16 protein-coding genes are annotated in these 15,097 nt (G+C 69.1%); 12 read left to right on the forward strand and 4 right to left on the reverse strand.

Features of this window, described 5'->3' with window-relative positions; genetic code table 11:
* Window positions 1-161 precede the first annotated feature (161 nt).
* Window positions 162-1,187, forward strand: coding sequence for a tellurite resistance/C4-dicarboxylate transporter family protein (locus tag ABDC25_RS02090; RefSeq protein ID WP_347124606.1), 1,026 nt, complete (start codon window positions 162-164; stop codon window positions 1,185-1,187).
* Here the strand turns inward: ABDC25_RS02090 and ABDC25_RS02095 are convergent.
* Window positions 1,141-2,514, reverse strand: a complete 1,374-nt coding sequence (locus ABDC25_RS02095; protein WP_029260049.1) for a D-alanyl-D-alanine carboxypeptidase — start codon at window positions 2,512-2,514, stop codon at window positions 1,141-1,143. The genes ABDC25_RS02090 and ABDC25_RS02095 overlap by 47 nt on opposite strands.
* A 156-nt stretch (window positions 2,515-2,670) precedes the next feature.
* Between ABDC25_RS02095 and ABDC25_RS02100 the strand changes: the two genes are divergently transcribed.
* The 6 genes from ABDC25_RS02100 to ABDC25_RS02125 all read left to right on the forward strand — a co-directional run bounded on the left by ABDC25_RS02100 (window position 2,671) and on the right by ABDC25_RS02125 (window position 7,624).
* Complete coding sequence (locus ABDC25_RS02100; protein WP_021199267.1) at window positions 2,671-3,063, forward strand: TOBE domain-containing protein; 393 nt, start codon at window positions 2,671-2,673, stop codon at window positions 3,061-3,063.
* A 1-nt stretch (window position 3,064) separates the two neighbouring features.
* The gene (modA, locus tag ABDC25_RS02105) at window positions 3,065-3,841 is read left to right on the forward strand and encodes a molybdate ABC transporter substrate-binding protein (protein ID WP_021199266.1); all 777 of its coding nucleotides are present in this window, start codon (window positions 3,065-3,067) and stop codon (window positions 3,839-3,841) included.
* Window positions 3,838-4,626 (forward strand): molybdate ABC transporter permease subunit, encoded by a 789-nt coding sequence (gene modB / locus ABDC25_RS02110; RefSeq protein WP_021199265.1) that lies wholly within the window; start codon window positions 3,838-3,840, stop codon window positions 4,624-4,626. The genes modA and modB overlap by 4 nt, the downstream gene beginning before the upstream one ends.
* Window positions 4,623-5,717, forward strand: a complete 1,095-nt coding sequence (locus ABDC25_RS02115; protein ID WP_347124609.1) for an ABC transporter ATP-binding protein — start codon at window positions 4,623-4,625, stop codon at window positions 5,715-5,717. Before modB ends, ABDC25_RS02115 begins: the two co-directional genes overlap by 4 nt.
* 117 nt (window positions 5,718-5,834) lie before the next feature.
* The gene (moaA, locus tag ABDC25_RS02120; RefSeq protein WP_347124611.1) at window positions 5,835-6,929 is read left to right on the forward strand and encodes a GTP 3',8-cyclase MoaA; all 1,095 of its coding nucleotides are present in this window, start codon (window positions 5,835-5,837) and stop codon (window positions 6,927-6,929) included.
* An 8-nt stretch (window positions 6,930-6,937) separates the two neighbouring features.
* Window positions 6,938-7,624: a hypothetical protein gene (locus ABDC25_RS02125; RefSeq protein WP_021199262.1), complete on the forward strand. Its 687-nt coding sequence runs from the start codon at window positions 6,938-6,940 to the stop codon at window positions 7,622-7,624.
* Here ABDC25_RS02125 and ABDC25_RS02130 read toward each other — a convergent pair.
* A complete protein-coding gene (locus tag ABDC25_RS02130; RefSeq protein ID WP_021199261.1) occupies window positions 7,621-8,088 on the reverse strand; it encodes a GNAT family N-acetyltransferase in 468 nt (155 codons plus the stop codon). The two genes, ABDC25_RS02125 and ABDC25_RS02130, sit on opposite strands and share 4 nt — an antisense overlap.
* 116 nt (window positions 8,089-8,204) lie before the next feature.
* Between ABDC25_RS02130 and ABDC25_RS02135 the strand changes: the two genes are divergently transcribed.
* Window positions 8,205-8,474: a ribbon-helix-helix protein, CopG family gene (locus tag ABDC25_RS02135; protein ID WP_021199260.1), complete on the forward strand. Its 270-nt coding sequence runs from the start codon at window positions 8,205-8,207 to the stop codon at window positions 8,472-8,474.
* A 104-nt stretch (window positions 8,475-8,578) separates the two neighbouring features.
* On the opposite strand, the gene ABDC25_RS02140 is transcribed toward ABDC25_RS02135, so the two are convergent.
* Both ABDC25_RS02140 and ABDC25_RS02145 read right to left on the reverse strand, forming a co-directional pair.
* Complete coding sequence (locus ABDC25_RS02140) at window positions 8,579-9,793, reverse strand: amidohydrolase (protein WP_021199259.1); 1,215 nt, start codon at window positions 9,791-9,793, stop codon at window positions 8,579-8,581.
* 53 nt (window positions 9,794-9,846) lie between these two features.
* A complete protein-coding gene (locus ABDC25_RS02145; protein ID WP_021199258.1) occupies window positions 9,847-10,494 on the reverse strand; it encodes a TetR/AcrR family transcriptional regulator in 648 nt (215 codons plus the stop codon).
* 158 nt (window positions 10,495-10,652) lie between these two features.
* Between ABDC25_RS02145 and ABDC25_RS02150 the strand changes: the two genes are divergently transcribed.
* From ABDC25_RS02150 to ABDC25_RS02165, 4 genes are all read left to right on the forward strand, one after another.
* A complete protein-coding gene (locus ABDC25_RS02150; protein ID WP_029265087.1) occupies window positions 10,653-12,311 on the forward strand; it encodes an ABC transporter substrate-binding protein in 1,659 nt (552 codons plus the stop codon).
* Between the two features lie 73 nt (window positions 12,312-12,384).
* Complete coding sequence (locus tag ABDC25_RS02155; RefSeq protein WP_021199256.1) at window positions 12,385-13,209, forward strand: ABC transporter ATP-binding protein; 825 nt, start codon at window positions 12,385-12,387, stop codon at window positions 13,207-13,209.
* Entirely contained in the window at window positions 13,206-14,012 is an 807-nt protein-coding gene (locus tag ABDC25_RS02160; RefSeq protein ID WP_029260044.1) for an ATP-binding cassette domain-containing protein, read from the forward strand. Before ABDC25_RS02155 ends, ABDC25_RS02160 begins: the two co-directional genes overlap by 4 nt.
* A complete protein-coding gene (locus ABDC25_RS02165) occupies window positions 14,009-15,097 on the forward strand; it encodes an ABC transporter permease (RefSeq protein ID WP_347124615.1) in 1,089 nt (362 codons plus the stop codon). The genes ABDC25_RS02160 and ABDC25_RS02165 overlap by 4 nt, the downstream gene beginning before the upstream one ends.

Raw genomic sequence — 15,097 nt, forward strand, 5'->3', positions numbered from 1 at the left:
CGGATGTTCTGACATCCTCGACTTCAGGGCACGCGGTACCGCGGCCGACATCGGTGACGATCTTCGAGAGGTGTCGGATGGTGGACTGCGGCGAGAAGACGAGCGCGGAGCAGGGGACCCTCGCCCGCACGCCGCAGGAGTACCGGCGGTCGATCTGAGTGATGTCCGTGCGCACGATGATCGAACGGCTCCCGCCCGCGGGATTCTCCTTCGTGATGGCGACCGGCATCGTCGGCACCTCTTTCGTCGCGATCGGACTGTCCCCGATCGGGGCCGTGTCGTTCGTGCTCGCCGTCGGCGGGTATGCGCTCCTGCTGATCGCCACCGTCGCGCGCGTGCTCCTGGCGCCGGCCGCCGTGCTCCGTGACGCCGGTGACCCGGGCCGCGCATTCGGGTTCTTCACGATCGTGGCGGCGATCGGGGTCACCGCCACCTTGGGTGCGTCGCTCGGGGCCGAGGGGATCCTCCCCGTCGCCCTCGCCCTGGAAGCGCTGCTCTGGGCGCTTCTGACGTACGGGATGCTGCCGTGGCTCGTCACGCACGCCTCACGGCGGCCCCTGCTCCGCACGGTCGACGGCGGGTGGTTCCTCCTCGTCGTCGCCACCCAGTCGCTGTCGGTCCTGACGAGCGCGACCGCCGGAGGGCACCCCCTGCTGGGCCTCGCGGCGTTCGGTCTCTGGTGCCTGGGGATCGTTCTGTATCTGCTTCTCATGGCGGCGGTGACGGTGCGGCTGCTCGGCCAGGAGATCGCTGCGATCGACGTCGCGCCGACCGCATGGGTGCTGACGGGATCGACCGCGATCTCCACACTGGCCGCCGCGCGTCTGCTGACGGCAGACTCCGCCGTCCTCCCCGGCACGGAGGGAGCGGTCACCGTCGTGGCGATGGCGCTCTGGTCGTTCGGAACGTTCCTCATCCCGTTCCTCGTGGGGCTCGGCATCCGCGATCTCCGCACGCGTCCGGGCGCGCGTCGGTTCACCGTGGGGTGGTGGAGCATCGTCTTCCCGATCGGCATGTACGCCACCGCGACCATCGCCCTCGGCAGGGCCGCAGGCGTCGGGGAGCTGGTCGCCGTCGGCACGCTCGCGGTGTGGTGCGGTGCTGTCGCCTGGGTGCTGGTCAGCATCCTGGCGATCGGTCTCAGCGTCGAGCGTCTGCGATCGAACCGAGCTGCGACGGGTGGGTGAGGCGCCACCACTCGGACGGCTGCTCGATGCTCCCCTTGATCTCGACCGGAGCGGTGACCGTGTTCGGGCCGGCGGTCCAGGTGACGGTGCCCACGGTGGAGCCGTCCCGATAGGTCGGCGGCGTCTCGATGTCCATCGTCACGGTGATCGGCGTGTCCGACCACGTGAAGATCGACGCCGCCTCGCCGATGACCAGGCGGGCGGAGGAGCCCCACGGCGTCGAGATCGTCCCGACCTCCTGGTCGGGGGTGGCGACGGGCACCTCGTGGAAGCCGGAGCGGACGCCGTCCAGGGCGGCGAGCACACCAGCATTCACCGAATCGCGTGACGACCCTCCGAGGATCACGCCGGTCACGGCCAGCGGATCGGTGGTGCCCACGACGAGGGTGGCCGTGTACAGCAGGCTGTAGGTGCCTTCGCCGAGGGTGCCGGTCTTCAGTCCCGTGATCCCGCTGGTGCCGAGAAGGCCGTTGGTGTTGTAGAGCAGGCCCGCTCCGGGGAGCGTGATCGACGGGGTGGCGACGATCTGGGCGATCACCGGGTTCGCGGCGGCGAGCTTTCCGATGGCCACGAGATCGACAGGCGTGCTCGTGTTGCGCGGGCTGATGCCGGTGGGTTCGGTGATGGTCGTGCCGGTCAGTCCTTGGGCGGCGAGCCAATCCCGCGTCGCGCCCAGGAACGCGCTCTGCGACCCGAAGACGTGCGACGACAGCGCCTCGGCATAGTTGCTCGCCGAGGGGATCAGCATGGCCGCCAGGGCATCGCGCAGCGACATCGACGTGCCGGTGGGCATCGGCGCGATCGTGGCGCCCTGCACGTAGTACCGGTCGTAGAGGTCGTGGTCGGCCTTGCCGAACGTGATGGTGGGACCGGGGTCATCGACGGAGGCGAGCGGCGACGCGTCGAGGATGACGAGTGCGGTGATGAGCTTGGTGATGCTCGCGATGGGCAGGGGTTCGCCGGTCCCGCTCGACGACCAGATGCCACTCGCCCCCTCGCCCAGATAGGCGTCCGCGCCGGCGATGCTGATCGCTGACGCACCCGCCGGTGGCGTGGTGATCGCCGCCGCATCGACGGCCGGGACCTGCGGCGTCTGCGTGGTCACCGCCGGCGGATCCACGGGCGCGGTGAGCGCCCACCCGATGTAGCCACCGGCGGCAGCCAGCAGCAGGAAGATGCAGGCCCCGGTGATGATGAGCCCCCGCCGCCTGCGCTTTCGGCGCACCTCCGGATCGATCCGATCACGGGGGGAGAGGAACTCCTGCTCGTGGGACATCAGTTCAGCGAACTCGGAGAGGTCGTCCGCCGGTGGATTCGGTGCCGTCATGGTGACACTCATCTTGGCCGACCCCTGCCGCACGCGCTATCGGCCATTCGGGGGACACAGGAACGGTCCGTCGACGTGCGGAGCGGAAGGGGTATGGATCATTGCAGACTCGGAGATTTTCGAGGAAAATCTCCGCTTCTGCGGTAGATTCTCTCCATGCAGACGTATCGGATCGCTCGCGCAGCGCAGCTGCTCGGCGTGAGCGACGACACCGTCCGGCGTTGGATCGAACAGGGGCTGCTTCCGGTCACCGATGCCGTGCCCGCCGAGATCCCCGGCGATGCCGTCGCGGAACGGGCCGTCGCGCTCGCGGAGGAGGCGAAGAGTGCCGGAGATGTGCTCTCCAGCGCGCGCAACCGCTTCGTGGGAATCGTCACCCGGGTGCAGATCGACGGGCTGATGGCGCAGGTCGACATCCAATCCGGTCCTCACCGCGTGGTCTCGCTGATGTCTGCCGAGGCCGCGCGCGAACTGCACCTCGGGGTCGGCGCGCTCGCCACCGCCTCCGTCAAGGCGACCCAGGTCGTGGTCGAAGTACCGAAAGGCTGACATGAACCGCACGCTCCGCGCCGCCGCCGTCCTCGCCGCCGCCGCGCTCGCCCTCACCGGCTGTGCGGGCGCCACCGAGAGCACCGCCTCGCCCTCGCCGTCGGCGGAGAAGAGCGGTGTGAGCGGAGAGCTCACGGTCTATGCCGCCGCATCGCTCAGCGGGGCCTTCGATGCGATCGGCGAGGCGTTCACCGCCGAGAACCCCGACGTGCGGTTCACTCCCGTCTACGACGGCTCGTCGACCCTCGTCACACAGATCCTCGAAGGAGCACCGGCCGACGTGTTCGCGTCCGCCGACGAGGCGAACATGGACAAGGCGGCGGATGTGGCGGTCGATCCGACGCTGTTCGCCTCCAACACCCTCGTGATCGCGGTGCCGGCGGGCAACCCGGGCGAGGTGGAGACCCTCTCCGATCTCGCCGACGTGACCACGGTGCTGTGTGCGCCCGAGGTGCCGTGCGGTGCGGCCGCCGCGAAACTGCTCTCGACGGCGGGCGTGACGGTCGACGCCGCCAGTCTCGAGCAGAACGTCACGGCCGTGCTCACGAAGGTCGCCGCTTCCGAAGCCGATGCCGGACTCGTGTACGCCACCGATGTGATCGGACGTGACGACGTCGAGGTGATCGTGCCCGACGGTGCCGACGACGTCGTCAACCACTACCCGATCGCCGCGCTGGCCGATGCGCCGAACGCCGAGGCGGCCGATGCGTTCGTGACGTTCGTGCTGTCGGACGCGGGTCAGAAGATCCTGGCGGACTTCGGCTTCGGGGCTCCATGAGCGTGACCGGCGCACGCGGATACGCTCCGCGCGCGCTCGCTGTTCCGGCCCTCATCGGACTGTCGTTCCTCATCCTGCCGCTGACCGCACTCGTGGCGCGGGTGCAGTGGTCGACCTTTCTCGCCGATGTGACGTCGGAGGCTGCGCTCTCGGCGCTTTTGCTTTCGCTGGGCACCGGCCTGCTGGCCACCGTGCTGTGCATCGTCGTCGGGGTGCCGCTCGCGCTCTACATCGCCCGCTCCGGGCCCCGCCTGGCCGCGGTGCTGCGTGCCGTCGTCACGGTGCCGCTGGTGCTGCCCCCCATGGTGGGCGGCGTCGCGCTGCTCTACCTGTTCGGGCGCGCGGGGTGGCTCGGCGGGCTCGGCCTGTCGTTCAGCACCCCGGCTGTCGTGCTGGCACAGACATTCGTCGCCCTGCCCTTCCTGGTGCTGGCCGTCGAAGGCGCGGTGCGCACCTCGGGCGTGGACTACGAGCGCACGGCGGCAGCGCTCGGAGCCGGACGATGGACGATCCTGCGCCGCATCACCCTGCCGCTCGCCGCGCCGGGCATCGTCGCCGGCGTCGTGCTGTGCTTCGCGCGGGCCATCGGCGAGTTCGGCGCGACGGCGCTGTTCGCCGGGAACCGGCCGGGAGTCACCCAGACGATGCCGCTCGCGATCTACACCGCGTTCAACGGTGCCGGAGTGTCGCAGGGCACGGCGGTCGCCCTCGCCCTGCTGCTGCTCGCCACCGCGATCATCGTGCTGCTGCTCGTGCGCGGCTGGCGACCGGGGGCGGCGCGATGACCCTGGCGAACGGTCTGCCGGCCGAGCGCCGCGCCGCCGTCGAACCGGGACTGCGCGCCGACATCGTGGTCGAGCGCGAGCACTTCGCCGTCGAGGTCGCCGTGCAGGCCGCGGTCGGTGAGACGGTCGCCGTCATGGGACCGAGCGGCGCGGGAAAGTCGACACTGCTGCAGGCCCTCGCGGGACTCGAGCCACTGACCGCCGGGCAGATCGACGTCGCGGGACGCGTGGTCGACCGCGTGTCCGCGCCCCGCGTGCGGACCACGCCGATGAATCGGGGCATCGTGCTGCTGGGACAGGATGCACGGCTGTTCCCGCATCTCTCGGTGTGCGAGAACGTGGCTTTCGGCCCCCGAGCTGCAGGGGCGGATGCCGGCTCGGCACGCGACCTTGCGGACGAATGGCTCGCACGCGTCGGACTCCGCGGTGCCGGCGGACGGATGCCTCGCGAGCTCTCCGGCGGGGAGGGGCAACGCGTCGCGGTCGCCCGGGCTCTCGCCGCGTCCCCGCGCGCGGTGCTGCTCGACGAGCCGCTGGTGGCGCTCGACCCGGCGACGGCCGGCGACATCCGACAGATGTTGCGTGATCAGCTGGCCGGGATCACCACGATCGCGGTCACGCACGATGCCGCGGATGCCGTCGCGCTGGCGGAGCGGCTCGTGATCATCGAGGCCGGTCGGGTCACACAGAGCGGACCGGTGCGCGCCGTCCTGTCGGCTCCGGCTTCCGGGTTCGTCGCGTCGATCGCGGGGGTCAATCGCGTGGCGGGGGTCGCCGCGGGCGGCGCCTGGCGGAACGGAGATCTGCACCTCACGACCGCGGATGCCGGCTCGCTCGCGCTCGCCGCAGTCGACGGCACCCCTCTCGCTGCGGTCTTCCGCCCCGAGCACGTGCGCGTCGTCGACGCCGCGGATCCGGATGCCTGGCGCACCGAGGTCACGCGACTCGAGCCCACCCTCGCCGGTGTGCGCGTGCAGACCGCGGGATGCGCGGTCGATGTCTCCCTCGCCGACGCTGCCGGGCTCGCGCCGGGAGATGCGGTCCACCTGCGGGTAGACCCCGCGCACGTGAGCTTCGTGCCCGTGCTCTGACGAAGTCGCCGCCGACGCTTCCGGACACTGGCAATCTGCCGGTCGTCGCCACGAAACCGGCCCTGCCCCGGTCGTCGCGGGTTACTCTCAAAAGATGACGGGGAGTGGGGAAGCGCCATGGCGGTCGTACCGGTCGTGATCGGTGTGCGCGCGCCGCGCGTCGATCCGTCTCCGCAGGCCGCCTCTCTCGCAGGAATCGGCGGAGGTCTCGTCGACACGCACGGCCGGGTGCATCGCGATCTGCGCATCTCGCTCACCGATCGCTGCTCCCTGCGCTGCACGTACTGCATGCCCGAGCAGGGCAACGAGTGGCTCGCCCGCACGAGCATCCTCTCCACCGACGAGATCGTCGAGGTGGCCGAAGTGGCCGCGGCCCTCGGCATCCGCACCTTCCGGCTCACCGGCGGCGAGCCGCTGCTGCGGACCGACATCGTCGAGGTGGTGAGGCGAATCTCCCGCATCGAGGGGGAGGGGGGCCCCGTCGAGGTCGCGATGACCACCAACGGCATCAGCCTCGCCCAGAAGCTCCCGGCCCTGATCGATGCCGGGCTCACTCGCCTCAACATCAGCATCGACACGGTCGATCGTCAGCGCTTCGCCGACCTGACCAGGCGCGACCGCCTCGACGATGTGTTCGAGGGCATCGCGGCGGCTGCGGCATCCGAGCTCCGCCCGCTCAAGCTCAACGCGGTCGCGATGCGCGGCGTCAACGACGACGAGCTGGTCGACCTGGTGGAGTTCGCGATGAGCGTCGGCGCGCAACTGCGATTCATCGAGCAGATGCCGCTCGACGCCGGACACACCTGGGACCGGGCCTCGATGGTCACGCGCGAGGAGATCCTCGCGTCGCTCGGGGAACGCTGGCGTCTCGATCCGGTCGAGGGTCGGGGAGGCGCACCCGCCGAGAAGTGGCGGATCGACGGCGGCCCGCATGAGGTCGGTGTGATCGCCTCGGTCACGGCCCCGTTCTGCGGCGCCTGCGACCGCCTGCGGCTGACGGCAGACGGCCAGCTGCGCAACTGCCTCTTCTCGCTCGCCGAGTACGACCTGACCGGGCTGCTGCGCGGAGAGTCGGCCTCCGCCCCGGGCGAGCGCGCCGATGAGATCGCCGCACTGCTGCGCTCGTGCGTGCACGGCAAGCTGCCGGGGCACGCGATCGACGACCCCTCCTTCCTGCAGCCGGCCCGCGGGATGAACGCGATCGGCGGCTGACCGGGCCCGTGCGCACCACGCAATCACGCTCGGCAGTGCTGTCGCAGCTCTGGGACGAGATCGAGAGTCTCCGTCCAGACGATCGGATCCTGGTGGCGCTCGACGGCTTCGACGGCGCAGGGAAGACGCATCTCTCTCACGAACTCTCAGCACAGGCTCGACGACGCGAAGGCCGGCCGGTCGTCGGCGTGAGCATCGACGGATTCCATCGCCCGAAGGCCGAGCGCATCGCAGCGGGCACAGGACCGGAGGGCTTCTACTCCGGTTCCTACCGATACGACGCGTTCCGCGCCTGTGTCGTCGATTCCCTGCGCGCGCACGGGGCGATCACGCCGGCTGTCTGGGACGTCGGTCGTGACGAACCCGTCGACCCTGCACCGATCGCCGTCCCTCCGACGGGGGTCGTCCTCGTCGACGGGATCTTTCTCCAGCGCCCCGAAATCGCCGCCGTGTGGGATGCCACGGTCTGGGTCCATGCGCCGTTCGAGGTCAGCGTCCCCCGGGGCAACGCCCGATTCCCGGGGAGCCACGACCCCGATCCGGAGGCGCCGTCCAACCGCCGGTACGTCGGTGGGCAGCGTCTGTACGTCGCGGAGGCCCGACCGCAGGAGCGGGCGACCTGGGTCTGGGACAACACGGTCCTCGACCGGCCGACAGTGCGGCGGAACGGGGATCCTTCGGCTTCGGCCGACTAGCGAAGACGCCGCTCGAAGACCACGTTGATCGGAGTGAACCCCATTGCCTCGAAGAACGTGTGCGCGTCGTGGTTGAACGACCACGAATCGAGTCTCACCGCATCTACGTCCTCTGCGCGCCCGATGGCGACGGCAGCGTCCATCAGTTGCTGACCGACGCCTTGTCGCCGTTGGCCGGGGTCGACAGCGATGTGGTGCACATACAGGCTCTTGGACGCGTGACGGAACGGATTCGCAGGTCGCGCGTTGACCTCGGCGAGTATGTAGCCGCCGACCGCGCCGTCCACGTCCGCGATGAGGACGATCGCACCCTCAGCTAGCTGCTCGGCGAGGAACGCACGCAGCGCCTCCGGTTCTGGCTCTCTGAAAAGATCGGGTCTCCCCTCCGCGTGTAGCAGTTGGACCCCGGCGTTGAGGGCGCTGAGCCGATCGATGTCTGCTGTTGTCGCTCTTCGAACCAACATGGCCGAAGCCTATCGACCGACGGCTTTCGGGACTTCGGAGGCTGATCCGCGGTGCGGGGCCGCGACGGCTTCTTATTCGTATACACAAATCGGTGATTTTCGTATACGCCAATGGCATGAGCGAGCACCTGTTGAACGGCAGGCCCGTGACCGACGAGCAGATCCAGGCGTGGGCAGATGAGGCCGAGGCCGGCTATGACCTGTCGACACTTCCCAAGCCGCGTCGAGGTCGACCGACCGTGGGCGATGGGCCCGGCGTGGTAATTCCGGTCCGGCTCGACGCAACCACCATCGCTGCCCTGACGGCGCGCGCTGAGGCCGAGGGCATCGCCACGCGCTCTGAGGCGATTCGCGCCGCGGTGCGCGAGTGGGCACACGTTGCCTGAACTGCACGGATCAGCCCGCAAGCACTACCGACGTGACCAACTCGACGAACTCCAAGTCGTCCCCGCCATCGTCATGTCCGGGGTGAGCGCATCGCCCCGGCCCTCTACGCGAGGAACTCCCGGGCCGCGGCCGACAGCGCGGTGACGCCGACCTCGATCGTCGGGTGGATCTCCGGTGCGAAGAACGGCGAGTGGTTGGTGGGGATGTCCTCGCCCAGGCGGCCCGCGGCGACTGCTTCGGCGAACCGGGCGGGGTCGATGCCGCCCCAGAACCAGAACACGAGGGGTGCCCCGGCGTCGCGGGCGAACCACGAGACGTCTTCGCTGCCGGTGAACATTCCGGGGTCGATGACGGCCGCCTCGCCCAGGGCGCGCTGCAGGGCCGCGGTCACCCGGACGGTGGCGTCCTCGTCGTTGATGGTGGCGGGGAGCGTGTGGTCGGTGCGGATCTCGGGCTCCCGCTCGGCGCCCGAGGCGGTGGCCTCTGCCCGCACGATGCGCTCGACGCTCGCGAGCACCTTGTCGCGCGTCTCCTCGTTCGGATAGCGCAGGCTGAGCTCGAGCTTCGCCTCGGCGGGGATGATGTTGTTCTTGAGGCCCGCGTGGATCGATCCCACGGTCACGACGGCGACGCCCTGCGGGTCGATCTCGCGCGAGGCGATGGTCTGCAGGCGCATCACGGTGGCGGCGGCCATGACGACGGGGTCGATCGTGGCATGCGGGCGCGAGCCGTGTCCGCCGCGGCCGTGCAGGGTGACGGTGAGTCCGTCGGAGGCGGCCATCTGCGTGCCGCTGCGCACGCCGATCACGCCGGCGGGCAACGGGGTCACGTGCTGGCCGAGCACCACGTCGGGCTTCGGGTAGCGGTCGAGGATCCCGTCGTCGAGCATCGCTCGCGCTCCGGCGCCGTACTCCTCGGCAGGCTGGATCAGCACGACGAGGGTGCCCGACCAGTCGGATCGCTCGGCGACGAGCTTCTCGACCGCACCGATCATGGCGGTGACGTGCATGTCGTGACCGCAGGCGTGCATGACGGGAACGGTGGTGCCCGCGGGGTCGACGCCCTTCGCCGTGCTCGCGTAGGACAGACCGGTCTGCTCCTCGACGGGCAGTGCGTCCATGTCGGCTCGCACCCAGACGACCGGGCCTTCGCCGTTGCGCAGCACTCCGACCACGCCGGTCACCCCGACGCCCTCCTCGACCTCGAGCCCCAGATCGCGCAGGTGCTGGGCGGCGATGCCGGCGGTGCGCGTCTCCTGGAACGAGAGCTCAGGATGCTGGTGCAGGTCGATGTAGAGCGCTTCGAGATCGATCGTCATGGCCCGAGCCTAGCCCGGCCGGCGGTCGTTGCCGAGGGCCCGCGATCGACGGATCAGGCGGGGTGCACGTACGTCGGCAGCGCCGGCCCGGGGTGCAGCACGGCGTTCACGATCGCCTGGATCGCGAATTCGCTGGCTCCGCCGAGCTCGACGACGTCGGGGTGCAGGAGCCACTGCAGCTGCAGACCGTCCATCACCGCGAGGATCGCGGCGGCGGCTGCGGCGATCGTGTCGGGATCGCGCACACCCTCCTGGGCGCACAGCTCGTGGAACGCCGCCGTGACCTCGCGACGCAGGGTCGTGTAGCGGTCCTCGAAGAAGTGCCGCGCCGGGTGGTCGTCGGTCACCGACTCGGCGGACAGCACCGTATAGGCCTGCACGATGCCGGGCCGCTTCTCGTTCGCGAACGCCGTGCGCACCAGATGCAGGAACAGCTCAGGTCCGTCCGGGATGTGCTTCTCGGCGAGCTCGGCGACGTCGGCCTGGTCGCGATAGGCGAGAACCTCGAGCAGCAGCTTCTGCTTCGAGCCGAAGTGGTGCAGGACGCCGGCGTGGGTGATGCCGACCTGCTCGGCCACGTCGGCCAGAGTGCCGTTGGTCGAGCCCTTGTTGCCGAAGATCTCGACGGCTGCTTTGAGGATCTGCTCGCGTTTCGCGAGGGTCGCCGGGCGCACGCGCACTGTCTGGTCGCTGTCTACCACCGCGGCCTCCTCTCCATCGTCGAGCCGTGCTTGCGATCAAACTTACTACTCGGTAACCTCACGAGAGCTTACTTTCTCGACAGTAAGCAAATCACGACAGTCGGTGGACTCCCGTCCTCCGGCGACGCAGCACAAAGACCCGTGCCCTAGGAGAAGCAATGAAGCTCAGAAAGTCTCTGATCGCCGCGACCGCGATCACCGCCCTCGGCGTATCGGCCCTCGCCGGATGCTCGGCAGGCGGTGGATCCGACGATGGCGCCGGTTCCGCATCTCTCACCATCGCGAAGCCCGACGGCGCGATCACCACCGAATCCAACAACCCCTTCGTCGGCGACTCGTCCGCCTCGAAATACGGCTACGGCAAGGTGATCTTCGAGACCCTCGCCCTCGTGAACCAGACCGGCGACCGCGGCGTCACTCCGTGGCTCGCCGACAGCCTGGAATGGAACGACGACTACACGGTGCTCACTGTCGTTCCTCGCGCCGACGTCACCTGGAGCGACGGCGAGCCCTTCACCGCCGAAGACATCGTCTACTCCTACGAGCTCGCCTCCACCCCCGCCCTCGACACCGCGGGCCTCCAGCTCGACAGCGCTGCCGTCGACGGCGACAAGGTCGTGCTGACCTTCGCCGCGTCGAAGTACGTCAACCAGGCCCGCGCCCTGCACGTGCCGATCGTCCCGAAGCACATCTGGGAGAACCTCGACGACCCGGCCACCGACCCCGTCAAGGGCGACGACCTGGTGGGCACCGGACCCTACGTCCTCTCGAACTGGTCGACCGAGTCGGTCACGCTCGACGCCCGCGACGACTACTGGGGCGGCGACCTGGCTGTGCCCGAGCTGCACTACGTCTCGTACGGCGACAACACGGCTCTCACCACGGCCCTCGCGAACGGCGACGCCGACTGGGCGCAGGCGTTCATCCCGCAGATCGAGGAGCAGTTCCTCTCGGCCGATCCCGAGCACAACAAGTTCTGGGCGGCTCCCACCACCGGTTCCGCGACGCTGTTCATGAACCTGCAGCAGAAGCCGTTCGACGACCCGGCCTTCCGTCAGGCGCTCGCCTGGGTGATCGACCGCGACGCCTACGTCGACATCGCCCGCGAGGGCGCCAGCGAGGCCGTCTGGTCGGTGACGGGACTCTCCTCGATCCTCGACGACGAGATCCAGCCCGAGTTCCAGGGCAAGGAGTACGCGGTCGACGCCGAGAAGGCCCGTGACCTGCTCACCACCGCCGGGTACACCTGGAAGGACGACGCGCTGATCGACCCCGACGGCGCACCCGTCTCGTTCACGCTCTCCGTCCCCTCCGGCTGGAGCGACTGGAACACCGCGCAGGAGCTGATCGCCGAAGACGTCACGGAGGCCATCGGCGCCGAGGTCAAGATCGACATGCCCGACTGGGGCGGCTGGGCCGATCCCCGAGACAACGGCACGTTCTCCGCGATCATCCATTGGCTCGAGGACAGTGGCACGGCCTACGGCCTGTACACCTCGACCATGGACCCGCGATGGATCTCGGACGGGAAGGCCGGCTTCAACTTCGGTCGCTTCGACGACCCGACGGCGACGGCCGCGCTGAACTCCTACGCCAACGCCTCGTCGGACGAGGAGCGCACCGCCGCGGTCGACACGCTGCAGACGATCTTCTCCGAGCAGGTGCCGGCCATCCCGCTGGGCGCGCACCCGCTGCTGGGCGAGTTCAACACCCGCAACTACGTCGGATGGCCTTCGGAAGAGGACCCGTACGCGTCTGCCGACCCGACTCAGCAGAACATCGTGCAGATCCTCACGAAGCTGAAGCCCGCCGAGTAAGCAGCATCCTGCCGGGGAGCCCGCCTCGACGACGGTGCGGGCTCCCCTGATCAGGTCGACGAAGGACACCCTCATGCCAGACCCCCTGCTCAGCGTGCGCGACTTCTCGGTCGTGTACGACGTCGATCCGCCCGTCGAGGCGGTGAAGAACGTCACCCTCGAACTGCAGCGCGGCGAGATCCTCGGTCTCGCCGGTGAGAGCGGATGCGGCAAGACCACGCTCGCCTACGGTGTGCAGCGCCTGCTCCGGGCACCCGCGGTCATCACCGGCGGCAGTGTGACCTTCCACGATGTGACCGGGGTCGACATCGACATCAACGCCCTCGGCGTGGATGCCATGCAGCGGTTCCGCTGGGACAAGGTCTCGATGGTGTTCCAGGGGGCGATGAACGCCCTCAACCCGGTGGCGACGATCGGTTCGCAGCTGGAGGACGTCTTCGAGATCCACCGCCCGGACATGAACCGCAAGCAGCGGCGCGCCGAAGCCGAGGAGCTGCTGGAGATCGTGAAGGTCGGACGCCAGCGCGTGCGCTCCTTCCCGCACGAACTGTCCGGCGGCATGCGCCAGCGCGTGATGATCGCGATGGCCCTCGCGCTGCGTCCGCAGCTGATGGTCATGGACGAGCCGACGACCGCCCTCGATGTGCTGGTCCAGCGGGAGATCCTCAAGCAGATCTCGCAGCTGCGGCACGAATTCGGCTTCTCGGTGATCTTCATCACCCACGACCTTCCGCTGCTCCTGGAGATCAGCGACCGGATCGCGATCATGCGGGAGGGCGAGATCATCGAGCTCGCGACCGCGGAACGCATCTGGACGCAGCCCGAGCACGAGTACACGAAGACACTGCTGTCGTCGTTCCCCCGGCTCACCGGGGAGAGAGGGGTGCTGGTGCGATGACCACCCTCGAATTCCGTGGTGTCACCAAGGCCTACAACGTGCGCGGGGCGGGCCAGATCAAGGCCCTCGACGACGTGAGCTTCACCCTGACCTCCGGGCGCACGATCGGGCTGGTCGGCCAGTCCGGGAGCGGCAAGTCGACGATCGCGAAGATCCTCACCCAGCTCGAGACCCCGACCAGCGGAGAGGTGCTGCTCGACGGCACGCCCATCCCTCGTCGCGGCAAGGGGCTCCGGAAGTACCGGCAGCAGCTGCGCATGGTGTTCCAGGATCCGTTCGCCTCGCTCAACCCGTACCACTCGATCCGCTATCACCTGGAGCGGCCGATCCGTCTCGACGACGTCGTGCCGAAGAAGCAGACGGAGGACGAGGTGCGCCGGCTCCTCGCGCGCGTGCGCCTGGACGCGGACGCGGTGATCGATCGACGCCCGCACGAGCTGTCCGGTGGCCAGCGGCAGCGCGTGGCCATCGCCCGCGCCCTGGCCTCCCGCCCTTCGCTCCTCGTCGCCGACGAGCCCGTCTCGATGCTCGACGTGTCGATCCGCCTCGGCGTGCTGAACCTGCTCGCCGATCTGCAGCGCGAAGAGGGACTCGGCGTGCTCTACATCACGCACGACCTCGCGACCGCCCGCCACTTCAGCGACGAGATCATGGTCCTCAACCAGGGCCGCGTCGTGGAGTACGGCGCCGCCGACGACGTGATCCTCAACCCGCAGGACCCGTACACGCGGGAACTGCGATCCGCTTCCCCCGACCCGGACACGTTCTTCGCGCAGGCCGCATCGAACGGAGGCACCCTGTGAGCACCGCATTCCCCCAGCTCGACGACAACGACCTGGTCGCCCGCGACGCCCTCGAGGTCGGCACCACCGCCACCGCGGCGGAACGCGGACGCCGACGTGTGCCGTGGCGCTTCTTCGCCGGCCGAGCCGCCTTCTACCTGTTCACCCTGTGGGCGGCCATCACCATCAACTTCTTCCTTCCGCGCCTCATGAAGGGCGACGCGGTCAGCTCCTACCTCGCGCGCAACCGCAACGTGAGCCCCGAGGCCGCCGATGCGCTGCGCATCCTGCTCGGCATCGACACCGACAAGTCGATCTGGCAGCAGTACCTCGAGTACTGGGGGATGCTGCTGCGCGGAGACCTCGGCATCTCGACCCTGCACGGTCTGCGGCCCGTGGCGGAGGTGCTCGCCGCCGCCCTCCCGTGGACGCTGGGTCTCGTCGGCATCGCGACCATCATCTCCTTCACGATCGGCACGATCGCCGGGGCCGTCGTCGGCTGGAAGCGCGGCAGCAAGCTCGACGCGATCATCCCGGTGACGACCTTCTTCAACACGATCCCGTACTTCTGGCTCGGACTCATCGCGATCGCGATCTTCTCCTCGACCCTGAAGTGGTTCCCCTCATCGCACGCGTACGACAAGGGCCAATCCCCGGAGTGGAGTCTCGACTTCATCGGCCAGGTGATCATGCACGGCACGCTGCCGGCGCTGACGATCGTGGTCGCCTCGCTGGGCGGATGGGTGCTCGGCATGCGCAACATGATGCTGACCGTGCTCGACGACGACTACATCACCGTGGCTCAGGCCAAGGGCATGCCCAACAAGCGCGTCCTCTGGGGCTATGCCGCTCGCAACGCCGTGCTGCCGCAGATCCAGAGCTTCGCGCTGTCGATCGGCTTCATCGTCGGCGGCACGATCGTGATGGAGATGGTGTTCAGCTATCCGGGCGTCGGCAAGCTGCTGCTCGACGCGACCAACGCCAAGGACTTCGCTCTCATGCAGGGCGTGTTCCTCGTGATCACGCTGTCGGTGCTCCTGGCCAACATCCTCGCGGATGTCGTCTACGCCTACCTCGACCCGCGCACGCGCCAGATGGAGTCCTGA

The organism is Microbacterium sp. SY138 (assembly GCF_039729145.1).
GTDB lineage: Bacteria > Actinomycetota > Actinomycetes > Actinomycetales > Microbacteriaceae > Microbacterium > Microbacterium maritypicum_A.